We start from the raw sequence: 24932 nt of genomic DNA on the forward strand, positions 1-24932 counted from the left end.
CACAAGTGACGTACGAACTGCACAAGTCCTGACATGGCGACCCGGCCGTAGACCTCTGCGAACGCCTCGTACGCCATCGGGAAGCTCCCCCCACGCACACGGAAAGGTCACGGCACCATGACGAGCGGTGCGAAGAACGGGACGGCCGGCGCTGCGACCGGCGACAGCAGGGTCGTGGACACGTTGAAGCGGCTCACCCTCGACCTGCGCAACACCCGGCAGCGGCTTCGGGAAGTCGAGGAATCGGCCCGTGAGCCGATCGCGATCGTCGGCATGGCCTGTCGTTTCCCCGGCGGGGTCGAGTCCCCCGAGGACCTGTGGCGGCTGGTGACGGAGGAACGGGACGTCATCTCGCCGCTGCCGACCGACCGGGGCTGGGACGAGCGCCTGTACGACCCGGATCCGGCGCGGCACGGCACGGTCTACGTCCGGGAAGGCGGCTTTCTGGACGATCCGGCCGGCTTCGATCCCGCGTTCTTCGGGATGAGCACCCGGGAGGCGCTGGCGACCGACCCGCAGCAGCGACTGCTGCTGGAGACCTCCTGGGAGGCCGTCGAACGGGCCGGTATCGACCCTACGTCGCTGCGCGGCAGCCGTACCGGCGTGTTCGCGGGCGTCTTCTACCAGGACTACGCGGCCCGGCTGCGCAACGCCCCGGGCGAGTTCGAGGGCTATCTCGCCGGCGGCAGCACGGGCAGCGTGGCGTCCGGCCGCGTCGCGTACACGCTCGGCCTCGAAGGACCGGCCGTCAGCATCGACACGGCCTGCTCCTCGTCGCTCGTGGCCCTGCACCAGGCCGCGCAGGCGATACGGGCGGGCGAGTGCGATCTCGCGCTGGCGGGCGGGGTGACGGTGATGGCGTCGCCGCAGTGGCTGGTGCAGTTCAGCCGGCAGCGCGGGCTGGCCACGGACGCGCGGTGCAAGGCGTTCGCCGCCGCCGCGGACGGCACGTCGCTCGGCGAGGGCGTCGGGATGCTGCTGCTGGAGCGGCTGTCCGACGCGCGGCGCAACGGCCGGCGGGTCCTCGCCGTCATCCGCGGTTCCGCGGCCAACCAGGACGGTGCGAGCAGCGGACTGACCGCGCCGAGCGGGCCGGCGCAGCGCCGGGTGATCGGGCAGGCCCTGGACCAGGCGGGGTTGTCGCCCGCGGACGTGGACGCGGTGGAGGCGCACGGCACCGGCACGAAGCTGGGCGACCCCATCGAGGCGCAGGCCCTGATCGCCGCCTACGGCCAGGGCCGTCCCGCCGGCCGGCCGATGTGGCTCGGCTCGGTCAAGTCCAACATCGGGCACCCGCAGGCCGCCGCCGGGGTGGCCGGCGTGATCAAGATGGTGAAGGCGATGGAGCACGGCGTGCTGCCGCGCACCCTGCACGTGGACGCGCCGAGCCCGAAGGTGGACTGGTCGGCGGGCGCGGTCGAGCTGCTGACCGAGGCCCGGGACTGGCCGGACACGGGCCGCCCGCGCCGGGCCGGCGTCTCGGCGTTCGGCGTCAGCGGCACCAACGCGCATGTGGTGCTGGAGCAGCCGGAGCGGAGCGCCGATTCCGGACCGCTCTCGGAAGCGGACCAGACGCGGACGTGGCCCACCGGGATGCCGTGGGTGCTGTCCGGGCGCAGTGCCGACGCCCTGCGGGCGCAGGCCGAGCGGCTGGCGGCCCATGTGGCGGCGCATCCGGAGGTGACGCGTGCGGAGGTCGGCGCGGGGCTGGCGCGCGGCCGGTCGGTGTTCGAGCACCGGGCGGTGGTCGTCGGCGCGGACCGGGACGAACTCCTCGCGGGTCTGACGGCGCTGGCGGCGGGCCGGCCGTCGCCCGCGGTGTTCCACGGCCGGGTCACCGCCGACAGCCGTACCGTCCTGGTGCTCTCCGACCACGGTCTGGCGCAGGATCTCGACTGGGCGGCCCGGCTCGTGCTGACCTGTCCGACGTTCTCCCGGCGGCTGGCGCACTGCCAGCGGGCGCTGGCCGCGGTCGGCGACCACGCGCTGCGCGGCGGCGCCTTCCCGGGGTCCGAGCCGGGTGTGCGGTGGGCGGTGCTGGTGGCGCTCGCCGGGGTGTGGGAGGAGTACGGCGTACGGCCCGCGGCGGTGGTCGGCGAAGGTGTCGGCGAGATCGCGGCGGCCTGTGTGTCCGGCGCGATGTCGCTGGAGGAGGGCGCGCGGGCGGCCGCGCACGGCACCGGGGTGGAGGCCGACGAGGGCCGGATTCCGCTGCTGGGGACGTCCTCGACGCCGCTCGGCGCCGCCGTCCGCACGTTGAGCGCGCGCGGTCACGCGCTGTTCGTGGAGGTCGGGGCCGACTCGGCCGTCGCGCCCCGGCTCACGGCGGCCCTGGAGGGGCACGCGGCGCGGGTCGTCGTCTCGCCGGTGGGCGGGGCGAGCGGGGCGGACGGGCTGCTGCCCGCGCTGGCCCGGCTGCACGTGGGCGGCACGACGGTGGCCTGGCCCACGGCCTTCCCCGACCTGAGCCTGGCGGGCCGCCCGCCGGCCGACCTGCCGACGTACGCCTTCCAGCGGCGTCGGCACTGGCTGGACGACGGGCCCCGCACGCTCGACACGGTCGCGGCCGGGCTCGCGCCCGCGGACCATCCGCTGCTCGGTGCGACCGTGGAACTCCCGGACGACGGCGGCCTGTTGTTCACCGGCCGGCTGTCGACGGCCGCTCAGCCGTGGCTCGCCGACCACGTGGTGGCGGGCCGGATGCTGCTGCCGGGCACGGCGATGCTGGAGCTGGCCCGGTGGGCGGGGGCGTACGCCGGCTGCGACCGGGTGGCGGAGCTGACCCTGCACAGCCCGCTCGAACTGGCCGCCGATCCGCGCGCGGGCCGGGCGATCCGGCTCCGGCTGACCGACGCGGACGCCACGGGCCGCCGACGCCTCACGCTGTCGTCGCGGCCCGGTCCGGACGAGCCGTGGACGCGCCACGCGACGGGAACCCTCGACACGGACGACACGGACGGCGGCGCGGGCGCGGCGGCGCGCCGGTCCGACCTGGTCACCTGGCCGCCCGCGGCGGCCCGGAGCGTGGACATCGACGACTTCCACCGGCGGGCGAAGGAGCACGGGATCGTGTACGGGCCCGCGTTCCAGGGCCTGCGGGCGGTGTGGCGACGCGGCGACGAGGTGTTCGCCGAGGTCGCCCTGCCGGAGGGGACGCAGGCGGAGGCCGGGCTCTACGGACTGCACCCGGCGCTGCTCGACGCCGGGCTCCAGGCCTGGCATGCGGCGCGCCCCGAGGCGCTGGAGCGGCGGCTGGTGCCGTACACCTGGCGTGGGACGACGACGGCGGGCGCCGCCGGGCCGAGCGGGCTGCGGGTGCGGCTCGCGCTCGTGGACGGTCCGGCGCCCGGCACGGACGGCACCGGCGTCTCGGTGTCCATCGAGGTCGCCGACGCGGCCGGGGTGCCGGTGGCGTCGGTGGCGGCGCTGCACCTCAGGTCCCTGGGCCGGGGACCGGCCGACACCGCCGGCGCGGGCATGCTGCTGCGCAGCCGGTGGATGCCGTACGCCGGGTCCGGGCTGCCGGGCGACGCCGAACCGGTCGCCGCGCTCGGGGAGCCGGACGCGCTGCCGGTGACCGTCGATGCCCGGTACTCCGCTCTCGACGCCCTCGGTTCGGCGCTCGCCGCCGGGGCGCCCGCGCCGGACGTGGTCCTGCTGCCGGTCACTGCGGACGGCGACCACGCGGATGTGCCGGGAGCCGTGCGTGCGGCGACCGCCGGTGTCCTGGCCGTGCTGCAGTCGTGGCTCGCCGAGCCGGCGCTGGGCGCGAGCAGGCTGGTGGCGGTGGTGCGGGAGCGGGTCGGCGAGGCCGCCCTCGTCGACGACGCCGTACGCGCGCTGATCCGCACCGCGCGCACCGAGCACCCGCGCCGGTTCGGGCTGCTGTCCCTCGGCGACGGCGAGGTTCCGGCGCCGGAGGTGTTCACGCGGGCGCTGCGGGCCGTCCGGGAGGAACCGGAGGTCGCCGTCCGGGAGGGCCTGCTGTGGGTGCCGCGCCTGGCGGAGGTGGCGGAAGCGGAGTACGAGCGGGACGGCAAGGCACCGGGGCGTGCCGTGGATCCCGACGGCACCGTGCTGATCACCGGGGGGACCGGCACCCTGGGCGGGCTGGTGGCCCGGCATCTGGTCGCCCGGGGGGCCCGGCGCCTGGTCCTGACCGGGCGGCGCGGTGAAGCGGCGCCCGGGGCCGCCGAGCTGGCGGCGGAACTGACCGCGCAGGGGGCCGAGGTCACGGTGGTGGCCTGCGACGTGGCCGACGCGGACGCCGTGGCGGCGGTGCTGGACGGCGTGCCGCAGGAGCACCCGCTGACCGTCGTCGTGCACGCCGCCGGCGTGACGGACGACGGGACCCTCACCTCGCTGACCGGCGACCGGCTCGCCGCCGTACTGCGGCCGAAGGTGGACGCCGCGTGGCATCTGCACGAGCTGACGCGCGGGCTGGACCTCGCCGAGTTCGTGACGTTCTCGTCCGTGTCCGGCGTCTTCGGCGCCGCCGGGCAGGCGAACTACGCGGCGGCCAACGTCTTCCTCGACGCCCTCGCCCGGTACCGGCGTGCCCAGGGCCTGCCCGGTCTGTCGCTGGCCTGGGGTCCGTGGGCCGAACGCAGCGCGCTGACCGGCGACCTGACGGAGGCGGACTGGGCGCGCATCGGCCAGGACGGTGTCCGTGCCCTGGCCACCGGGGACGCTCTCGCTCTCTTCGACGCCGCCCGCCTGCGGAAGGAGACCGTCGAGGAGTCGGTGCTCGTCGCGCTGCGGCTCGACCTCGCGCAGGTGCGGAAGCGGAACGCCGCCGGTCGGCTCCTGCCGCCGCTGCGCTCGCTGGTGGACGGCCCCGAGACGGCCTCCGAGACCACCTCCGAGACCACTCCCGGGGCGGCTCCCGAGACCGCTCCCGAGGCGGAGCGGCGGCCGGGCGCCGGCGCCGAGGGGGGCGGCCCGGCACCGGCGTCGTCCTTCCCGGAGCGGGTGCGGGCGATGCCGGAGGCGGAGCGCAGGCGGGCCCTGCTCGACCTGGTCCGTACGCACACGGCGAGGGCCCTGGGCGAGGGGACGGCCGAGGACATCGATCCGGACCGGGGCTTCGCCGAGCTGGGCGTCGACTCCCTGTCCGGCCTGGACCTCCAGGAGAAGCTGCTCGAAGCCACCGGCGTCGACCTGCCGAACACCGTGATCTACGACCATCCGACCGCCGCCGCGCTCGCCGACCACCTGTGCGCGCAGCTCGGCGGCACGGCGGACGACGCCGCCTCCGCCGGGCCGGCCCTGGCCGAGGTGGACCGGCTGGAGGCGTTCCTGGCCTCCTTCGCCGAGACCGCCGGCGCCGAGGCCAGGGAGACGGTCGCCCACCGGCTGCTGGACCTGGTGTCCCGCTGGCCCGGTGGCACGGGAGCGGACGACCGCGACGGCAGGGACCCCGACGGGCCACAGCCGGCGGACCTCGCGTCGGCGTCCGACGACGAACTCTTCGAGGTTCTCCAGCAGATGCGCTCCGCCGGCAGCGGAACTCCGTCGAATCACCAGAGTTTTTAGGAGCGGGCTCACGTGTCGCAGTCATCGACGTCACCGTCGCAGCAGTCGCCTTCACCGAAGGGCGCGTCGCCGTCGCAGTCGCAGGTGGAGAAGTTCCGCGAACACCTGCGCTGGGCCACCACCGAACTGGGCGAGGCTCAGCGCCGGGTGGCCGAGCTGGAGGAGGCCGCCCGCGAGCCCGTCGCGATCGTGGGCATGGCGTGCCGGTTCCCCGGCGGCGTGGACTCCCCCGAGTCCCTGTGGCGGCTGGTGACGGAGGGCCGGGACGCCATCGGCACGGCGCCGGCCGAACGGGGCTGGTCCACCGGGGAGTCGCAGGGCGCCGACTGCGCGCGGCCGGGCGCGTCCGCCGGCTGGGAAGGCGGCTTCCTGGACCGGGCCGCCGACTTCGACCCGGCGTTCTTCGGGATCAGCCCGCGCGAGGCCGTCGCCATGGACCCGCAGCAGCGACTGCTGCTGGAGGTGTCGTGGGAGGCCTTCGAACGCGCGGGCATCGACCCGGCGACGCTGCGCGGCACCCGGGTCGGCGTGTACGCGGGGCTGATGTACCACGACCACGCCACCCGCCTGGGCAAGGCGGACGACGACGGCACCGGTTTCCTGAGCGGCGGCAACTGGGGCAGCGTCGCCTCCGGCCGGATCTCCTACACGCTGGGCCTGGAGGGACCGGCCGCCACCATCGACACCGCCTGCTCGTCGTCGCTGGTCGCCCTGCACCTGGCCGTGCAGGCGGTACGGCGCGGCGAGTGCACCATGGCGCTGGCGGGCGGGGTGACCGTGATGGCCACGCCGGGCACCTTCGAGGGCTTCAGCCGACTGGGCGGGCTGGCGCCCGACGGGCGCATCAAGTCCTTCGCGGCCTCCGCCGACGGCACGACCTGGAGCGAGGGCGCCGGCATGCTGGTCGTCGAGCGTCTGTCGGACGCGCGGCGGGCCGGTCACCGGGTCCTCGCCGTCGTCCGCGGCTCCGCGGTCAACCAGGACGGCGCGACGAGCAGCCTGTCCGCGCCGAACGGTCCCTCGCAGCAGCGGGTCATCCGGGCCGCGCTGGCCGAGTCCCGGCTCTCCCCCGACCTGGTGGACGCGGTGGACGCGCACGGTACGGGCACGAAGCTGGGCGACCCGATCGAGGCGCAGGCCCTGATCGCCACGTACGGCCAGAACCGCCAAAGGCCTTTGTGGCTGGGCTCGTTGAAGTCCAACATCGGGCACGCGCAGGCCGCCGCCGGTGTCGGCGGTGTGATCAAGATGGTCATGGCCATGCGCCACGGCGAGCTGCCCAGGACCCTCCACGTGGACGCGCCGACCCCGCACGTGGACTGGTCCGCGGGCAAGGTGGAGCTGCTGACCGAGCGGCGGGAGTGGCCCGACACGGGCCGTCCCCGCCGCGCCGCCGTGTCCTCGTTCGGTGTCAGCGGCACCAACGCGCACGTGGTGCTGGAGCAGGCGCCCGCCGAGCCCGGGGAGGCTGCGGGCGAGCCTGCCGCGCCGGTCGTGCCGCTGGTGCTCTCCGCCCGCGACACCGCCGCGCTGCACGCCCAGGCCGAGCGCCTGGCCGCCCGTCTCGGCGACGGCCCGTCGGACGTACGCGCCACCGCCCGCGCCCTGCTGACGGGGCGCACCGCGTTCGGCAGCCGGGCCGTGGTCCTCGGCGCGGACCGGGACGAACTGCTCGCCGGGCTACGGGCGTTGGCGGCCGGGTCCGAGGCGCCCGGTGTCGTCACCGGGCAGGGTGCCTTCGAGCGTCCGGTGTTCGTCTTCCCGGGCCAGGGCTCGCAGTGGGCCGGCATGGCCACCGAACTCCTGAAGACCTCCGACGTCTTCGCCCGGTCCATCGCCGACTGCGACACGGCGCTCTCCCCCCACGTCGACTGGTCCCTCACCGAAGTCCTGGGCAGCGGTGAGCAGTTGACCCGGGTGGACGTCGTGCAGCCCGCCCTGTTCTCGGTGATGGTGTCCCTCGCCGCGCTGTGGCGCTCCCTCGGCGTCGAGCCCGCCGCCGTCATCGGCCACTCCCAGGGCGAGATCGCCGCCGCCGTCGTCGCCGGGGCGCTGACCCTGGAGGACGGCGCCAAGGTCGCCGCCCTGCGCAGCCGGGCCATCCTGAAGCTCGCCGGGCGCGGCGGCATGGTCTCGCTCCCCCTCCCCCACGAGCGGGCCACCGATCTCATCGCCCCCTGGCGCGAGCGGATCGGCGTCGCCGCCCGCAACAGCGTCAACGCCACCGTCGTCGCGGGCGACGCGCCGGCCCTCGACGAACTCCTCGCGCACTGCGAGGAGCGGCAGATCCGGGCCCGGCGCATCGACGTCGACTACGCCTCCCACACCTCGCACGTCGAAGCCATCGAGGACGACCTCGCCCGCCTCCTCGCGGGCATCGCCCCCCGTACCGGCACGGTCCCGTTCTACTCGACGGTCACCGGCGAACCCGTCGACACCGCCGGACTCGACGCCGGCTACTGGTACACCAACCTGCGCCGGACCGTCCGCCTCACCGACGCCCTCCGGGCGGCACGCGCGGCGGGCCACACGGCGTTCGTCGAGTGCAGCCCCCATCCCGTCCTCACCCACGCGATCGACGAGGTCCTGGAGGAGGCCGACGTCTTCTCCGTCGGCTCCCTGCGCCGCGACGAGGGCGGCTGGACCCGCTTCCTCACCTCCGCCGCCCACGCCCACACCCACGGCCTCCCCGTCGACTGGACCCCCGTCCTCGGCGCCGGCGACCGCGACCCCGACCTGCCCACCTACCCGTTCCAGCGCAAGAGCTACTGGCTGGAGGCCTCGCCGAGCGCCACCGCCGACGTCCGCGCCGCCGGACTCGACCCCGCCGACCACCCCCTGCTCGGCGCCACGCTCACCCTCGCCGACGACGAGGTGGTGCTGACCGGCAGGCTGTCGCTGAAGGCGCAGCCGTGGCTCGCCGACCACACCGTGTGGGGCACGGCCCTGGTGCCGGGAACGGCGCTGCTGGACCTCGCCGTACGGGCCGCCGACCAGGTCGGCTGCACAGTGCTGGAGGAACTGACCCTCCAGGCGCCGCTCGTCCTGCCCGAGGACGGCGTCCTGCGGCTTCAGGTCATGGTCGGCGGGGCCGACGACGGCGGCCGGCGGTCGGTCGCCGTCCACTCGCGTCCGGAGCGGGCGGCGGCCGACGTGCCCTGGGAACGCCATGCGACCGGTTTCGTGTCGCCCGGCGCCGACCGGCCGGACTGGGACCTCGCGCAGTGGCCGCCGGCCGGTGCGCGGCCGGTGGATCTGTCGGGGCTGTACCCGCGGCTCGCCGAGAGCGGGCTCGGCTACGGGCCGGTGTTCCAGGGGCTGCGCGCGCTGTGGCGGCACGGCGACGAGCTGTTCGCCGAGGTCGCGCTCCCGCCGGAGCAGCACGACGCGGCCGGCGGTTACGGGATCCACCCGGCCCTGCTCGACGCGGCGTTGCACGCCAGTCTCGCCGAGGGGGTCGGCACGGTCCGGCTGCCGTTCTCGTGGACGGGCGTCTCGCTGTACGCGACCGGCGCCACCACCCTGCGCGTACGCCTCACCTCCCGGGGCGCGGACGGGCTCTCGCTCGCCGTCGCGGACCAGGGCGGAGTTCCGGTCGCCGAGGTGGAGTCGCTGGTGACCCGGGCGGTGAGCGAGGAACAGCTCCGGGCCGCCCGCGCCGAGGAGCGGGTCCCGCTGCTGACGGTGGACTGGGCCGGCCATCCCCTCCCGGACACCGGGCCGGACCGGGTGATCGTCCTCGGCCTCGACGACCTGGACCTGGGGTTCGAGACGTGCGCCGACCTCGACGCGCTGGCGGCCCTCGCACCCGCCGCGACGGTGGTGCTGGCCTGCGCGGCCCCGGCAGACGGGGCCCAGGCGGACACGGCCACGGCCGTGCGCGGCGAGGTGCACCGTGTGCTCGGCGTCGTGCGGCGGTGGCTGACGGACGAACGGTTCGCCGAGGCGACGCTGGCCGTGGTCACCCGGGGCGCGGTCGCGGCGGGCGACGGCGAGAGCGCGCGGGACCTGGTGCACGCGCCCCTGTGGGGTCTGCTGCGCTCGGCGCAGTCCGAGAACCCCGGCCGGTTCGTGCTGGCGGATGTCGACGGGCGGGAGTCCTCGCGCGGCGTGCTGCGCCGCGCCCTGGCCTCCGGTGAGCCGCAACTCGCGCTGCGCGACGGGCGGTTGTCGGCGCCACGGCTGGTACGGGCCGCGGCCGGGCGGACGCTTCAGCCGCCGGCGGACGGCTCGACGTGGCGGCTGGACACCGCGGGCAAGGGCACGCTGGAGAACGTCGCGCTGCTGCCGTACCCGCAGGCGTCGGCGCCGCTCGCCCCGGGGCAGGTGCGGTTCTCGGTGCGGGCGTCCGGCATCAACTTCCGCGATGTGCTGCTGGGCCTCGGTGTGGTCGACCAGACCATCATGGGCGGCGAGGCCGCGGGCGTGGTCCTGGAGGTGGCGCCGGACGTCACCGACCTGGCCCCCGGGGACCGGGTGATGGGCCTGGCCCGTGGCTCCTTCGGCCCGGTCGTGGTCGTCGACCGCCGGCTGCTCGTGCCGCTGCCCGAGCACTGGACGTACGCGGAGGGCGCCTCGATCCCCGTCGCGTTCCTGACCGCGTACATGGGCCTGGTCGATCTGGCGGACCTGCGCGCCGGTGAGTCGGTGCTGATCCACGCGGCCACCGGCGGTGTGGGACTGGCCGCGCTGCAACTGGCCCGGCATCTGGGCGCCGAGGTGTTCGCGACGGCGAGTCCCGCCAAGTGGGAGACGCTGCGCGCGCTGGGCGTGCCCGAGGAGCGGATCGCCACGTCCCGGTCGCTGGACTTCGAGGAGCGGATCCGGGCGGCGGCCGGCGACCGCGGCGTGGACGTCGTGCTGAACTCCCTCTCCGGCGAGTTCGTGGACGCCTCGCTGCGGCTGCTCGGCTCCGACGGCGGCCGGCTCCTGGAGATGGGCAAGACCGACATCCGGGACGCCGAACGGGTCGCGGCCGACCACCCCGGCGTCTCGTACCTCTGGTACGACCTGGTCTCGGCCGGCGTCGAGCACGTCGGCCGGATGCTGGCCGAGATGATGCCGCTGTTCCACAGCGGGGTGCTGCGGCCCCTCCCGACGGCGGCCTGGGACGTCCGGCGTGCCGTGGACGCCTTCCGCTACATGAGCCAGGCCCGGCACATCGGCAAGCTGGTGTTCACCATGCCGCCGCTCGCGCTCGACCCGAACGGCACGGTGCTGGTCACCGGCGGTACGGGCGCGCTGGGCGGGCTGGTGGCCCGCCGGCTGGTCGCCGAGCACGGCGTACGGCGTCTGCTGCTGCTGGGCCGCCGCGGCCTCGCGGCCGAGGGCGCCGACGCGCTGCGCGCCGAACTGGCCGCGGCGGGCGCGGAGGTGACCGTCGCGGCCTGCGACAGCGCCGACCGCGAGGCACTCGCGGCCGTCCTGTCCGAGGTGCCGCCGGAGCACCCGCTCACCGGCGTCGTGCACGCGGCCGGTGTCCTCGACGACGCGCTGGTGGGCTCGCTGACGCCCGAGCAGGTCGACGCGGTGCTGCGGCCCAAGGTGGACGCGGCGTGGCATCTGCACGAGCTGACCCGGGACATGGATCTGGCCGCCTTCGTCCTGTTCTCCTCGGCGGCGGGCACGCTGGGCACCCCGGGACAGGGCAACTACGCGGCGGCCAACGTCTTCCTCGACGCGCTCGCGGAGCAGCGGCGGGCCCAGGGTCTGCCCGGTGTCTCGGTGGCCTGGGGCCTGTGGGAGCGGTCGAGCGGGATGACCGGCCATCTGGCCGCCGGCGATCTGGCGCGGCTGCGCCGGGCCGGGATGAGCGCGCTGACCGACGCCGAGGGGCTGGACCTGTTCGACGCGGCGCTGGGCGCGGACCGGGCGCCGGTGGTGGCGGTGCGGCTGGACGTCGGCGCGGTCCGCGCGTCGGGCGCCGTCCATCCCCTGCTGCGGCAGTTGGCCGGCGCCCCGGCCCGGCGGGCGGTGGCGGCCGGCCCGGCGGGCGCGGAGCCGGGCGGGCAGGGCCTGCGCGGCCGGCTGGCCGCGCGGCCGGCCGCCGAGCGCGGCAGGCTGCTGCTGGATCTCGTGCGCGATCAGGCGGCCCTCGTCCTCGGGCACGAGACGAGCACGGCGATCGGCCTCGACCAGGCGTTCAAGGAGCTCGGCTTCGACTCCCTCACGGCGGTGGAACTGCGCAACCGCCTGAACACGCAGACCGGTCTGCGGCTCCCGCCGACGCTGATCTTCGACTACCCGACGGCGACGGCGCTGGGCGAGCACCTGCTGCGCGCACTGGACTTCGGCCCGGCGCCGCAGGCACCGGCGGACGTCCCCGACGACGACGTACGGCGGCTGCTCGCCACGATCCCGCCGGCCCGGCTGCGGGAGTCCGGCCTGCTGGCGGCCCTGCTGGAGCTGGCCGGGCCGGCCGAGGAGGCGTTCGGCGGCCCGGCGCCCGCCGCGGACGGCGACCCGGACGACGTCGACGACGTCGACGACCTGGACGCGGACGACCTCATCGAGCTGGCGCTCGGCGCCGGCGAGCAGTGACCGCGTACGGGCCCCGGACAACGACCATGAGCGGAGAGGGAATCCCTGTGACGCAGGACCTGCCGGGCACGCGGGCCGAGGAGGGCGCCGGGACGAGCGGCCCGGGCGGCGACCGGACCGAGCGCATGATGGAGGCGCTGCGCCACTCCGTGAAGGAGAACAAGCGCCTCCAGCAGCAGAACCGGCAGCTGGTGGAGGCCCGCCACGAGCCGATCGCCATCGTCGGCATGGGCTGCCGCTTCCCGGGCGGCGTGCGCTCGCCCGAGGACTACTGGCAGTTGCTGGCCGAGGGGCGGGACGCGATCACGCCGTTCCCGTCCGACCGGGGCTGGGACGTCGAGTCGCTGTACGACCCGGACCCCGACCGGCCGGGCCGCACCTACGGGCGCAGCGGCGGGTTCCTGCGGGACGCCGGCCGGTTCGACGCCGGCTTCTTCGGGATCAGCCCGCGTGAGGCCCTCGCCATGGACCCGCAGCAGCGGCAGTTGCTGGAGACCTCCTGGGAGGCCCTCGAACGGGCCGGCATCGACCCGACGTCGCTGCGCGGCAGCCGCACGGGTGTGTTCGTCGGCGCGGCGCAGCTCGGCTACGGCGGGGCGGATGCCGCGTCCGAGGGCACCGAGGGCTATCTGCTGACCGGCACCACGCCGAGCGTCGCCTCCGGCCGGCTCGCGTACACCCTCGGCCTCGAGGGGCCGGCGATCACCGTCGACACGGCGTGCTCGGCGTCGCTGGTCGCGCTGCATCTGGCGGCGCGGTCGCTGCGGGACGGCGAGTGCGAACGGGCGCTGGTCGGCGGGGCGTTCGTGATGGCGAGCCCCTTCATGTTCGTGGAGTTCAGCAGGCAGCGCGGGCTCGCGGCCGACGGCCGCGTCAAGGCGTTCGCCGCCGCCGCGGACGGCACCACCTGGGGCGAGGGCGTCGGGGTGCTGCTGGTGGAGCGGCTGTCGGACGCGCGGCGGCACGGGCACCGGGTGCTCGCCGTGATGCGCGGCAGCGCCGTCAACCAGGACGGCGCCTCCAACGGCCTGACCGCCCCCAGCGGACCTTCCCAGCAGCGCGTGATCCGGGCGGCCCTCGCCGACGCGCGTCTCACCCCGGCCGACGTGGACGCGGTGGAGGGACACGGCACCGGCACGAGGCTGGGCGACCCGATCGAGGCACAGGCGCTGCTCGCCACGTACGGACAGAACCGGGCGGAGCCGCTGTGGCTGGGCTCGGCGAAGTCCAACATCGGGCACACCTCGCACGCGGCCGGTGTCGCCGGGGTCATCAAGACGGTGCTGGCGATGCGGCACGGCGTCCTGCCCGCGACCCTGCACGTGGACGAGCCGACCCCGCACGTCGACTGGTCGAGCGGGGCCGTGCGGCTGCTGTCCGAGCGGCGGGAGTGGCCGGCGGCCGACCGGCCCCGGCGCGCGGCGGTGTCGTCCTTCGGGATCAGCGGCACCAACGCGCACGTCATCCTGGAGCAGGCCGAGGAGTACGCCGACGGGGAATCCGGGAACGCCGGGACCACCGGGAACACGGACGTGCCGGGCGCGTCCGGCGAGGAGACCCGGGCCGCCGTCCCGGCGCTCGTCCCCTGGTTGCTGTCCGCCGCCGACCCGCGGGCCCTGCGGGCCCAGGCCGAGCGGCTGCGCGACGCGGTCGTCGCGCACCCGGACCTCGATCCGGCGGCGCTCGCCCTGCCGCTGGCCGCCACGCGGGCGAGCCTCGCCCACCGGGCCGTGATCGTCGGCACCGGCCGGGACGAGCTGCTCTCCGGGCTGGACGCGCTGCGCGGCGGCGGTGAGGCCGAGCCCGGCCGGGTCGTCACCGGCACGGCGGCGCGCGGCACCGGCCTGGCCTTCCTGTTCACCGGCCAGGGTGCCCAACGGGCCGCCATGGGGCGGGAGTTGTACGCCGCCCAGCCGGTGTTCGCCGAGTCCCTGGACCGGATCTGCGCGCTGTTCGCCGAGCGGGCGGACCTGCCGCTGCGCGAGGTGCTGTTCGCCGACGCGGGGTCGGAGCAGGCGGCGCTGCTGGAGCGTACGCGGTGGACGCAGGCCGCGCTGTTCGCCCTCGAGGTGAGCCTGTACCGGCTGGTCGAGTCGTGGGGGGTGCGCCCCGACCATCTGCTGGGCCACTCCGTCGGCGAGCTGGCCGCCGCGCACGTCGCGGGCGTCTTCTCGCTCGAGGACGCGGTCACCGCGGTGGCGGCCCGCGGCCGGCTCATGCAGGAACTGCCGTCCGGCGGGCTGATGGCAGCCGTCCAGGCCACCGAGGACGAGGTCGCCGAACTGCTCACGGGCCACACCGACCTGGCCGGCATCGCCGCGGTCAACGGCCCGGCCTCCGTGGTCGTGTCGGGTGACGAGGGCGTGGTGCGCACGGTGGCCGAGGCGCTGCGCGCCCGGGGGCGGCGGACGAAGGAACTGGCCGTGAGCCACGCGTTCCACTCTCCGCGCATGGACGGCATGCTGGACGCCTTCCGCACCGTTCTGTCCTCGCTGGACCTGCGCGAGCCGCTCATCCCCGTCGTCTCGAACGTCACCGGCCGCCCGGTCACCGCGCGGGAGATCCGCTCCGCCGACTACTGGGTGCGGCACGTCCGCCAGGCGGTGCGTTTCCACGACGGCGTGCGCACGCTCCTGGACCTGGGGGTGCGCACGTTCCTGGAGCTGGGGCCGGACGGGGTGCTGTCCGCGATGACCCGCGAAGGCTCCGCCGTGCTGCCCCAGGAGGAGCGCTCCGGCGTCCTCGCGCTGCCGTTGCTGCGCCGTGGCCGCTCCGAGGTCCGCACGGTCCTCACCGCGCTGGCCGAGGCGCACGTCCGGGGCACCGCCGTGGACTGGCGGGCGTACCTCACGGCCGCCGGCACCGGGGCCGGGCGGCGGCTGCCGCTGGAGCTGCCGACGTACGCCTTCCAGGGCGAGCGCTACTGGCTGTCCGCCGACGCGACCCCGCCGGCCGAGCCGGGCGATCTGGGGCTGGACCCGGCCGGGCACCCGCTGCTCGGCGCGGTGCTCACCCCGGTGGACGGCGGCGGGCTGGTCCTCACCGGCCGGCTGTCCTCCCGTACGCCGGGCTGGCTCGCCGACCACGTGGTGCTGGGCTCGACCGTGGTCCCGGGCACCGCCCACCTCGAACTCGCCCTGCACGCTGGCAGGTTGACGGGCTGCGGCACGGTGGAGGAGCTGGTCCAGGAGAGCCCGCTGATCCTCGGCGAGGACGACGCCGTCCACATCCGGCTCACCGTCGGAGCGGACGACGGCAGCGGACGACGGCGGTTCACCGTGTCCTCCCGGCCGGCGTCCGCGGCGCCCGCGGAGGGCGGGGCCGGCGCGCCGCCCTGGACCCGTCATGCCGACGGTGTGCTGTCGGACGCCGACTCCGGGACTCCCGCCGGCACCGGCCTGACGGGCGCGTGGCCGCCCGCCGGGGCCGAGCCGGTCGACCTCACCGGCTTCTACGACGCGGTCGCCCTCGACGGCTTCACGTACGGGACGTCCTTCCAGGGGCTGCGCACGATGTGGCGCTCGGGCCGGGACCTCTACGGCGAGGTGGAGCTGCCGGAGCCCTTCCGGGCGGAGGCGGCCCACTACGGCGTGCACCCCGCGCTGCTGGACGCCGCCCTGCACACGGCCCTGGTCGGCGACACGGGCGAACAGGTGCGGCTGCCGTTCGCCTGGCAGGGCGTACGGCTGCACCGCACCCGCGCCGCGGCGTTGCGGGTGCGTCTGTCGCCGGTCGGCGACGACGCGCTGGCGGTGCTGGTGACGGACGCGGAGGGAACGCCGGTGGTCTCGGTGGAGTCGCTGCGGATCCGGCCCGTCTCCGCCGGGCAGTTGCGGGCCGCCGCCCGGCCCCGGCACCCGGACGGCCTCTTCCACGTCGCGTGGCAGCCGCCGGCCGGGTCCGGCGGCGGGACGGTCCGGGATGTCGTCGCCGTGGGCGACGGCACACTGCCGGACGGCCTGGCGGCCGAGACGTTCGCCGACGTGGCGGCGCTGGGGGCGGCCGTGGCGGCTGGCCGGCCGGTGCCCGGCGCGGTGGTGTGGGACTGCGCGGCGGCGGTGCCCGCCGACGCCGACGTCCCGACGGCCGCCCGAGCGGCCGAGCGGGCGGCGCGGTCCACGCTCGTGTCCTGGGCGGCCGACGAACGGCTCACCGGGGCACGGCTGGTCGTGGTGACCCGGGACGCGGTGGCCACGGGCGACGGCGACGCCGTACGGGGACTGCGGCAGGCGCCGGTGTGGGGGCTCGTACGGGCCGCCCAGGCCGAGCATCCCGACCGGTTCGTCCTGCTGGACGTGGACGGGGCCACGGCAACGGACGGGGAGCTGTGGCGGGCGGCGCTCGGCTGCGGCGAACCGCACCTCGCGCTGCGCGACGGCACACTGCTGACGCCCCGTCTCGTACGGACCCGGGTGGCGTCCTCGGACGGTTCGGCGCCGGTCGCGGGGCTCGGCCCCGAGGGGACGGTCCTCGTCACGGGCGGCACGGGCGCCCTCGGCGGCCTCGTCGCCCGCCGTCTCGTGACGGAACACGGGGTGCGCAGGCTGGTCCTGCTGAGCCGCGGCGGGCCGCGGTCCGCCGGGGCCCGGGAGCTGGCCGACGCGCTGGGCGCACTGGGCGCGGACGTGACCGTGGAGGCGTGCGACGCGGCCGACCGGGACGCGTTGTCGGCCGTACTGGACCGGATTCCCGCCGCCCACCCGCTGACGGCGGTGATCCACGCGGCGGGCGTCGTCGACGACGGCGTGCTCGACGCGGCGACCCCCGAAACCGTGGACGCCGTCCTGCGCCCGAAGCTCGACGCGGCCTGGCATCTGCACGAACTGACCCGGAAGACGGCTCCGGCCGCCTTCGTCCTGTTCTCCTCCGCCACGGCCACGCTCGGCGCCCCGGGCCAGAGCTCCTACGCCGCCGCCAACGCCTTCCTCGACGCCCTCGCCCAGCACCGCGCGGCCCTGGGGCTGCCGGCGGTCTCACTGGCCTGGGGCGCGTGGGACGCGGGCATGGCGGCCCGCCTGGACGACACGGCCGTGCGGCGCATGCGGCGCGCCGGTGTCCTCCCGCTGTCGCCCGAGGACGGACTGGCACTGTTCGACGCGGCCTTGACGGCCCCGGACTCCGGGACCGGGACCGGGACCGGGACCGGGGAGGAGCGGACACCGCGCACGCTGCTGCCGCTCCGCCTCGACCCGGCCGCGCTGCGCGGCGCGGGCGACGCCGTCCCCGCGCTGCTGCGCGGGCTCGTGCGCCCGCCGGCCCCGGAGGCGGCGGCCGGCGCGCCGGCCGGGGAGGACGCCTCCGGCGCACTGCGGCAGCGGCTCACCGGAGCCGACCCGGAGAAGCGGGAGCGGATCCTGCTCGACCTGGTGCGCCGCACGGTCGCCGAGGTGCTCGGGCACACCGACGGCTCCGCCGTCGCACCGGGGCGTGCCTTCAACGACCTGGGCTTCGACTCGCTGACGTCCGTGGAACTGCGCAACCGGCTGGGCGCCGTGACCGGGCTCCGGCTGCCCGCGACCGTCGTCTTCGACCGTCCTTCCGCGCAGGCTCTCGCCCGGTACGTGGACGGCGCGCTGCCCCGGGACGACGTCCCGCCGGTCGACCCGGTGCTCGCCGAACTCGACCGGCTGGAGCGGACGTTGGCCGGCATCGCGGCCGAGCACCCCGACCGCGCCCGGATCACCGCACGGCTGCGGGCGGTCGTCGCCGACTGGGGCCTGGCACCGGCGGCCGGCGCCGGCCCTGCCCCGGACGCGCCGACGTTGCGTCTCGACTCGGCCGACGACGACGCCGTCTTCGACTACATCACCAACGAACTCGGGATCTCCTGACCCGTGCGGAACAGAGAGGACAGCGCGACCGTGGCGAACAGCGAGACCACCGAGGACAAGCTCCGTTACTTCCTCAAGAAGGTGACGGCCGACCTCCAGCAGACCCGCGTGCGGCTGACGGAGCTGGAGTCCGTCGAGGGCGAGCCGATCGCCGTCGTCGGCATGTCGTGCCGCTACCCCGGCGGCGTCGAGTCGGCGGACGGGCTGTGGCGGCTGGTCCTGGAGGGCCGGGACGCGACGTCTCCCTTCCCGACCGACCGGGGCTGGGACCTCGATGCGCTGTACGACCCGGACCCGGACGTGCCGGGGACGACGTACAACCGCGAGGGCGGCTTCCTCGACGAGGCCGGTCACTTCGACGCCGGTTTCTTCGACATCGCCCCGCGCGAGGCCCTCGCCATGGACCCGCAGCAGCGGCTGCTGCTGGAGACCGCGTGGGAGGCGTTCGAGCACGCGGGCATCGACCCGACGACGCTGCGGGGCAGCCGCACGGGCGTGTTCATGGGCACCGGCCAGCAGGACTACGCGGCGCTCGTGCGGCGCGCCCCCGAGCTGGAGGGCTATCTGATCGGCGGCCTCGCCGCGAGCGTCCTGTCGGGACGGCTGTCGTACTTCTTCGGGCTGGAGGGCCCGGCGCTCACCGTCGACACGGCGTGCTCGGCGTCGCTGGCCGCCCTGCACGTGGCCGTCTCGTCGCTGCGGCGCGGCGAGAGCGAACTGGCCCTGGCCGGCGGGGCGACGGTGATGGCGGGACCCGGCATGTTCACCGCGACGGCCCGTCAGCGCGGTGTGTCGTCCGACGGCCGCTGCAAGGCCTTCGCCGCCGCCGCGGACGGCACGGGCTTCGCCGAGGGCGCCGGCGTCCTCGTACTGGAACGTCTGTCGGACGCGCGGCGCAACGGGCACCGGGTGCTGGCCGTCGTCCGCGGCAGCGCCGTCAACCAGGACGGCGCCTCCAACGGCCTGACCGCCCCCAGCGGGCCTTCCCAGGAGCGCGTCATCCGGCAGGCCCTCGCCAACGCCCGCCTCACCCCCGCCGACGTGGACGTGGTGGAGGCGCACGGCACCGGCACCGTGCTCGGTGACCCGATCGAGGCGCAGGCGGTGCTCGCGACGTACGGCCAGGACCGCGAAGAGCCTTTGTGGCTGGGCTCGTTCAAGTCCAACATCGGGCACGCGCAGGCCGCCGCCGGGGTCGGCGGCATCATCAAGATGATCATGGCGATACGCAACGGCGTCCTGCCCAGGACCCTCCACGTCGACGCGCCGACCCCGCACGTGGACTGGTCGGCGGGCCAGGTGGAGCTGCTCACCGAGCAGCGGGAGTGGCCCGACACCGACCGGCCCCGCCGCGCCGCCGTCTCCTCTTTCGGCGTCAGCGGCACCAACGCGCACGTGGTGCTGGAACAGGCGCCCGCCGAAACCCCCGAGGCCACCGAGGCCCCCGAGATGCCCGGGGCGGCGGACGAGCCCGCGCCGCTCCTCGCACCCCGCGCCCCCCTCGCGCCGATCGTCCCGCTCGCCCTCTCCGCCCGTGACACCGCCGCGCTCCGCGCCCAGGGCGAGCGCCTCGCCGCGCGCCTCGACGGCCTTCCGGACGTACGCGAGGTGGCCCACGCTCTCCTCACCCAGCGAGCCGGCCTCGACCACCGCGCGGTGGTCCTCGGCGCCGACCGGGACGAACTCCTGGCCGGACTCGATGCGTTGGCCACCGGTGCCGCGGCTCCCGGCGTCATCACCGGGCAGGGCGCGTACGAGCGTCCGGTGTTCGTCTTCCCGGGCCAGGGCACGCAGTGGGTCGGCATGGCCACCGAACTCCTGAAGACGTCCGACGTGTTCGCCCGGTCGATCGCCGACTGCGAGGCCGCCCTCGCCCCGTACGTCGACTGGTCCCTCACCGAGGCGCTGTGCAGCGGGGAGCAGATCTCCCGCTCGGTCGTCGTGCAGCCCGCCCTGTTCTCGGTGATGGTGTCCCTGGCCGCCCTGTGGCGCTCCCTCGGCGTCGAGCCCGCCGCCGTCATCGGCCACTCCCAGGGCGAGATCGCCGCCGCCGTCGTCGCCGGTGCCCTCGCCCTGGACGACGGCGCCAGGATCGTCGCGCTGCGCAGCCAGGCCCTGTTGGCCGTGACCGGGCAGGGCGGCCTGGTCTCCCTGGCGGTGTCCGAGGAGCGGGCGGGCGAGCTGATCGAGCCCTGGCAGGGGCGGATGCACGTGGCCGTCGTCAACGGCCCCGGAGCCACCGTCATCGCCGGCGAGCCCAAGGACCTGGCCGAACTCGTCGCGCTCTGCGAGAAGCAGGAGATCCGCGCCCGCCGCATCGACGCCGACTACGCCTCCCACTCCCCGTACGTCGAACCCGTCAAGGACGAGGTCCTCCGGGTCGTGTCGGGCATCACGCCCCGTTCGAGCACGATCCCGTTCTACTCCACGGTCACCGGCGAACCCGTCGACACCGCCGGGCTCGACGCCGACTACTGGTACTCGAACCTGCGCCGGCCCGTCCGCCTCGTCGACGCGGCCCGCACCGCGTTCGCCGAAGGCCACACCGCGTTCATCGAGTGCAGCCCCCACCCGGTCCTCACCCTCGCCCTCGAAGCCACCGCCGAGGAGGCGGAGCGGGACGTCTTCGTCACCGGCACCCTCCGCCGCGACGAGGGCGGCTGGACCCGTGTCCTCACCTCCGCCGCCCACGCCCACACGCACGGCCTCCCCGTCGACTGGAGCGGGTTCACCACACCGCCCGGCCGGGTCCTGGAGCTGCCGACGTATCCCTTCCAGCGCAAGCGCTACTGGGTGGACGTCCGGCCGGCGGACACCCTGCCCGCGCACCTGGGCGCCGTCCCCGCGTTCGCGCCGGCGGGCGCCGGCCAGCAGTCCGGGGGCGACGCCGAGGGCACGGACCTGGCCCGCCGGCTGGCCGGACTGCCCGAGGACGAACGGCGGCAACTGGTGCTGGACCTGGTGGTGGACCAGGCCACGGCCGTGCTGGGCCTGCCGGCCCCCGTCGCCGCCGACCGCACCTTCAACGACCTCGGCTACGCCTCGATGACCGCGGTCGAGCTGCGCAACCGGCTGCGCGCCGCGACCGGCAGCCGGCTGTCGGCGTCCGTCGTCTTCGACTACCCGACGCCGCGGTCCCTCGCCGGGCATCTCCTCGACCGGCTCTCCGGCACCAGGAACCCCGCTCCGGCGGCGCGGGCCGACGCGTCCGCGGCCACGGACGGCGACCCGATCGCGATCGTCTCGATGGCCTGCCGCTTCCCCGGAGGCGTGCGGAGCCCGGAGGACCTGTGGCGGCTGGTCGCGGACGGCGCCGACGCGATCTCGTTCTTCCCCGAGGACCGCGGCTGGGACGTCGAGGGGGTCTACGACCCCGACCCGGAGCGCGTCGGCCACACGTACACCCGCGAGGGCGGCTTCATCGACGGCGCCGACCGCTTCGACGCGGCGTTCTTCGGGATCAGCCCGCGCGAGGCCCTCGCCATGGACCCGCAGCAGCGGCTGCTCCTGGAGACCTCCTGGGAGCTGTTCGAGCACGCCGGCATCGACCCGACCACCCTGCGGGGCAGCCGTACCGGCGTCTTCGCGGGCCTGGCCGGGCAGGACTATCCGCAGCTGGTGGCGGGGACGTCCGCGCGGGAGGGCGTCGAGGCCTTCCTGCTGACGGGCGGCGCGGCGAGCGTGCTGTCCGGCAGGCTCTCGTACACCTTCGGTCTGGAGGGGCCGGCGGTGACCGTGGACACCGCGTGCTCGTCGTCGCTGGTGGCGCTGCATCTGGCGGCGCAGGCGCTGCGGGCGGGCGAGTGCGAGATGGCGCTGGCCGGCGGGGTCACCGTGCTGTCGACGCCGGAGTCGTTCATCGGCTTCAGCCGGACGGGCGGACTGTCCCCGGACGGCCGGTGCAAGCCGTTCTCGGCCGGCGCCGACGGTACGAGCTGGGGTGAGGGCGTCGGTCTGCTGCTGCTGGAGCGGCTGTCGGACGCCCGGCGCCAGGGGCATCGCGTGCTGGCCGTCATCCGCGGCACCGCCACCAACCAGGACGGCGCCAGCAACGGGATGTCCGCGCCCAACGGCCCCGCCCAGCAGCGCGTCATCCGCCAGACGCTGGCCAACGCCCGCCTCGTCCCCGCCGACGTCGACGCCGTGGAGGCGCACGGCACCGGCACCACGCTCGGCGACCCGATCGAGGCGCAGGCGCTGCTGGAGACCTACGGGCAGGACCGGGCGGCCGACCGGCCGCTGCGGGTGGGCTCGGTGAAGTCCAACATCGGGCACACGGCCGCCGCCGCCGGCGTGGCCGGTGTCATCAAGATGGTGAAGGCCATGGAGCACGGCGTGCTGCCGCGCATCGTGCACCTGAGCGAGCCGACGCCGCACGTGGACTGGTCCGCGGGCGCCATGGAGCTGCTGTCCGAGGCGGTCCCGTGGCCGGAGACCGGGCGCCCCCGGCGCGCCGGTGTGTCGGCGTTCGGCATCAGCGGGACGAACGCGCACGTGATCCTGGAGCAGCCGTCCCCGGAGGACGGGACCCCGCGGCCCGAGGAGCCCGCGACGGCGCCCGCGACGGCGCCGGGGACCCTGCCGTGGCTGCTGTCGGCGCACAGCGCGGCGGCCCTGCGGGCGCAGGCGGAGCGCCTGCGCGAGCACCTGTCCGCGCGGCCCGGGACGGACCTGGCGGCCGTGGCCGGCACGCTGGCCTTCACCCGTGCCGCGCTGCCGCACCGCGCGGTGGTCGTCGGCGACGGCCGGGCGGACTTCGACGCGGGTCTCGCGGCCCTGGCGTCGGGCGCGGCGGCCCCCGGCCTGGTGCGCGGTACGCCCGCCACCGGCCGACTCGGTTTCCTCTTCCCCGGCGAGGGCAGCCAATTCCCTTGCATGGGGCGCGAGTTGTACGAGCGGTACCCGGTCTTCGCGCGGGCGCTGGACGAACTGTGCGAGGCGCTGGACCGTGAGCTGAACCCCGAGGGCGACGCGGCCCGGCCCGCGCTGCGCGAGGTGCTGTTCGCCGAGTCCGGCACCCCGCAGGCGGCCCTGCTGGACGACACCGGGTACGCCCAGGCCGCCCTGTTCGCCGTCGGCGCGGCGTCGTTCTGGCTGCTCCAGTCGTGGGACGTGGTCCCGGACGTGCTGGGCGGCCACGCGGTCGGCGAGCTGACGGCCCTGTACGCGGCGGGCGTGCTGTCGGCCGAGGACGCCTGCCGGCTGGTGGCGGCGCGCGGGCGGCTGACGCGGGCGGCGTCCGGCGAGGAGTCCGCCGAGGAGTTCGGCCTGGTCGCGGGCGCGCTGGCCTTCCGACCGCCGCGCATCGCACTGGTGTCGGGCGGGTCGGACCGCACGGCCGAGGAGACGGGCACGCCCGAGTACTGGGTGCGCCACCTGCGTGAAGCGGCCGGTGCTCACGACGTCGTGGGCGCCCTGCTGGACGCCGGGGTCACGACGGTGGTCGAGCCCGGCGCGGGCGGTGTGCTGACGGCGCTCGTGCGGGACGCGGCGGCCGAGCGCCCGGGCCCGGCCGTCGAGGCGGTGCCGCTGCTGCGGAGCGACCACCCCGAACAGCAGAGCGCGCTCGAAGCACTGGCCCGGCTGCACGTGCGCGGGACGCGGGTCGACTGGTCCGCCGTCCTGGACGTCCCGGCCGACGCCCATGTCGACCTCCCCACCTACGCGTTCCAGAGCCGCCGTTTCTGGCCGGACGGCACGCTCCCGGCGGCGGCCCGGACGGCCGGCACCGGAGGCGGGGAACCCGCGGGCGACGCGGCGGCGCTGCTGCGCGAACGCCTGGCCCCGCTCACGGCCGGCGCCCGCGAGGACGCCCTGCGCGCCCTGATCGCCCGGCAGGTCGCCACGTCCCTCGGGCACGCCGACACCACGGAGGTCGAGGAGGCGCTGAGCCTCCCGGAGCTGGGCATCGAATCCGTCATGGCCGCGGAGATCCGCGCCCACCTCCAGACGGCCACCGGAGCGCGGCTCCCCTCCACGGCCCTCTTCGAGCACCCCACGCTCGACGGCTTCGCCGCCCACCTCCACACGCTGCTGGTCACCGCGTCGCTGCTGCCCCCGCCGGGGGACCAGCCCGGCGGGGCCCCGGAAGGCCCGACCGTCCCGGAGCCCACCGGCAGGGGCGTCCTCGCCTCGCTGGCCGCACGGGCCGCGAAGGACGGCCGGTTCGCCGAGTTCACCGCGTTCCTTCAGGACACCGCCCGGTTCCGGGAGACGTTCGACGCGAAGGACGTCGAGGCCGGGACGGTACGGCGACCCGCGCCGGTGCGGCTCACGAGCGGCGGTGACGGACCCGCACTCGTGTGCTTCCCGTCGTTCGCGGGCAAGTCCGGCGGCCACCAGTACGCGCGGCTCGCCGCCGGCGCGCGCGGGGATCAGGACGTCTGGGTGCTGCCCGCGCCCGGCTTCGTCGCGGGCGAACCCCTGCCCGCGGACCTCGACGCACTGGTCGGGCTGCACGCCGACGACGTCGAACGGTGCACGGACGGCGCGCCCTTCGCGCTCCTCGGGCACTCCGCCGGAGGCTGGCTCGCGCACGCGGTGGCCGTGGAGCTGGTGCGCCGGGGCGCACGTCCGGCGGCCCTGGTCCTGCTGGACAGCTACGCGCCCGGCAGTCCCGTGCTGCCGCACATCGGCGATTACATCGGCCGTTCGATGGCCGAGTCCCCCGCCGAAGGCGCCGCCGCCCTCCTGGACGACACCGTCCTGACCGCTATGGGCGGCATCGCCCGGGTCTTCGCGGGCTGGCGCCCGGCCGGCCTCGACGTCCCGGCCCTCCAGGTCCGGGCGACCGAGGCGCTGCCGGAACCCGGGTTCCCCGAGTCCGGCTGGCAGGCGCGCTGGCCCGGCCGGCCCGCGCCCGACGAGGTGGACGTGCCCGGCGACCACTTCACGATGATCACCGAGCACGCCGGGACCACCCTCGACGCGGTCCGCACCCGCCTCTCGTCCCTGACCCCGCGCTCCTGACCCCCCTCCCCCCAAAAAAAGCCGCTTCCCCGCAGACCCCGGAAGGACCACCCCCCG

General features: G+C 76.1%; 3 protein-coding genes and 1 pseudogene. All 4 read left to right on the top strand.

Translation table 11 applies throughout. The annotated features are described in order from the left end of the window. Positions 1 to 117 precede the first annotated feature (117 nt). Positions 118 to 5535, top strand: coding sequence for a type I polyketide synthase (locus OG352_RS12130; RefSeq protein WP_329216664.1), 5418 nt, complete (start codon positions 118 to 120; stop codon positions 5533 to 5535). A 12-nt stretch (positions 5536 to 5547) separates the two neighbouring features. After that, complete coding sequence (locus OG352_RS12135) at positions 5548 to 12075, top strand: type I polyketide synthase (RefSeq protein WP_329216666.1); 6528 nt, start codon at positions 5548 to 5550, stop codon at positions 12073 to 12075. A 125-nt stretch (positions 12076 to 12200) separates the two neighbouring features. Beyond that, a complete protein-coding gene (locus OG352_RS12140; RefSeq protein WP_443072478.1) occupies positions 12201 to 17906 on the top strand; it encodes a type I polyketide synthase in 5706 nt (1901 codons plus the stop codon). A 45-nt stretch (positions 17907 to 17951) separates the two neighbouring features. Next, positions 17952 to 24830 (top strand): annotated as a pseudogene (locus tag OG352_RS12145) (type I polyketide synthase); the annotation flags it as partial. Between the last annotated feature and the right edge of the window lie 102 nt (positions 24831 to 24932).

The organism is Streptomyces sp. NBC_01485, from assembly GCF_036227125.1.
Classification (GTDB): Bacteria; Actinomycetota; Actinomycetes; order Streptomycetales; family Streptomycetaceae; genus Streptomyces.

What these genes read in the sequence shown, in the direction of transcription:
- OG352_RS12130 (WP_329216664.1), top strand. Translation starts at nt 118, where the DNA reads ATGACGAGCGGTGCGAAGAACGGGACGGCCGGCGCTGCGACCGGCGAC.
- OG352_RS12140 (WP_443072478.1), top strand. Translation starts at nt 12,201, where the DNA reads ATGATGGAGGCGCTGCGCCACTCCGTGAAGGAGAACAAGCGCCTCCAG.